The organism is Saccharothrix hoggarensis (assembly GCF_042678885.1).
Classification (GTDB): Bacteria; Actinomycetota; Actinomycetes; order Mycobacteriales; family Pseudonocardiaceae; genus Actinosynnema; species Actinosynnema hoggarensis.
Genome location: NZ_JBHTLK010000466.1, coordinates 1 through 1,672 on the forward strand (window position 1 = coordinate 1; position 1,672 = coordinate 1,672).

The window sequence follows — 1,672 nt, forward strand, 5'->3', positions numbered from 1 at the left end:
CGCCGCGAGGGCCCGCCGCGCGTAGCGGTCGACCGGGCCCTCCGGCAGCGGACGGGGGCGCTCCACCACGACCGGCTCCGCCTCGGCGTCGTCCGGCCCGCGGATCAGCCCGGACTCGGCGGCGCACCACGCCTGCTCGTGCGCCTTCACCTCGCGCCACTGCTGCACGCGTTGCGCGAGGTCCAGCAACGTCCCCTCGCCGCGCGACGCGAGGCCCTGCACCAGGGCGGCGACCACGGACGTGGCCGTGTCGGCGCGTTCGCGGCCCTGCAACCGACCGGCGGCCAGTTCGCGCAGCTTCGGGTGCAGGTCGACGGCCGCGACCAACGCGCCCAGCTCGCCGGGCAGCGGAGCCCACGGCGCGACCTTCGTGACGGCCGCCAACGCCAAGCCCACCGTGTCCGCGGCCAAGGTCGAGAGGAGGCGGGTGCCCTTCAGGCCGTCCGCCGGGTGGTGCAGCTCGTCCTCGACCAGCCGCTCGTCCTCGGTGACCGGCTCGGCCTCCGCCTTGCGCACCAGCGCGACCAGCTCGGAGGTGGGCGGCGCGGGGTCCTCGACGGCGACGATCACGCGGGCGGACGGCGCGTTCACCCGGGCCCAGAGCACTCCGGGGTGGCCCTCCACGGCCCGTTCGATCCGGCCGGCCACCTGCCTGCCGCGCGGGCCGTGGACGCCGTGCGCCTCGATGTGCAGCCGACCGGGGCAGGACCACACCTTCCGTCGGTCGCGGCGCAGCACGGCGGTCTGCTCCAGCGGGGCGAGGGCGAGCCCGATCAGCCCCTTGGCGATGCCGCCCGCCGCGTTGGCGATGCCGCCCGCCGCGCGCACCGGGTCGATGCCGAGGAGTCCCACCGTGCCTGTTTTCCCGAACGGGTGGTGTCCTAAGCGTCACGATCGGGCGTAGATCGCCAGGGTCTCAGTCCTCGAAGACCACCTCGGCCCACACCGTGGTGAACGCGCCCTGGGTCAGCACGCCCCACCTGTCGGTCAGCCCGTCGACCAGCAGCAGCCCGGCCGCCGACCGCCACGGCCCCGACCCGCCGAGGGCGCGGTCGCGCACGCTCACCACCAGGGCTTCCCGCCACCGGTCGAGCACGAGTTCCAGCACGTACGGCGGCGAACCGTGCCGCCGGGCGTTGCCGAACAGCTCCCCCACGACGACGCCGACCAGCAGCACGTCCAGCTCGCGCCACCCGTCCAGGCGCTCGCGGAGCCACCGCGCCACGTCGGCGGGAGAGGTCGGGTCGTCGTCCTGGACGACCAGGACGACCGTGTCGTGGCCGGCGGTCACGGTTACCGAGCCTGCCACCCTCGCACCCCCGCACACCTGACGAACACCTTGCGATCGACAGCCCGGTTCGCCCCGGTTGGCCCCGGTTTGCCGATCTGCCGGACGGGTAGGCCGAACACCGTGGGTCGTTACGGTGACGAGGTCGCGGCGATGGCCGTGCCACTGGGCGACGCGGGCGACTTCGACGTGCTGCTGGACCGCGTCGGCGACGCGCGGGTCGTGATGCTCGGCGAGGCCAGCCACGGCACGCACGAGTTCTACCGCCGGCGCGACGAGCTGACCCGGCGGCTGATCGCCGAGCGGGGCTTCTCGTTCGTGGCCGTGGAAGGCGACTGGCCCGCGTGCGACCGGGTGGACGGCGCGGTGCGCGGCCGGGCGGGC

Annotated in this window: 2 protein-coding genes and 1 pseudogene; 1 reads left to right on the plus strand and 2 read right to left on the minus strand. The window is 75.2% G+C overall.

What is annotated here, in order from left to right; translation table 11 throughout:
* Together ACFQ3T_RS36455 and ACFQ3T_RS36460 are read right to left on the minus strand one after the other, a co-directional pair.
* Positions 1–852 (minus strand): annotated as a pseudogene (locus ACFQ3T_RS36455) (haloacid dehalogenase); the annotation flags it as partial.
* 64 nt (positions 853–916) lie between these two features.
* Positions 917–1,309: an ATP-binding protein gene (locus tag ACFQ3T_RS36460; protein WP_380730707.1), complete on the minus strand. Its 393-nt coding sequence runs from the start codon at positions 1,307–1,309 to the stop codon at positions 917–919.
* A gap of 102 nt (positions 1,310–1,411) precedes the next feature.
* On the opposite strand from ACFQ3T_RS36460, the gene ACFQ3T_RS36465 reads away from it, so the two are divergent.
* Positions 1,412–1,672, plus strand: a 261-nt coding sequence (locus ACFQ3T_RS36465; protein WP_380730709.1) for an erythromycin esterase family protein, incomplete at its 3' end; no start/stop codon positions are given.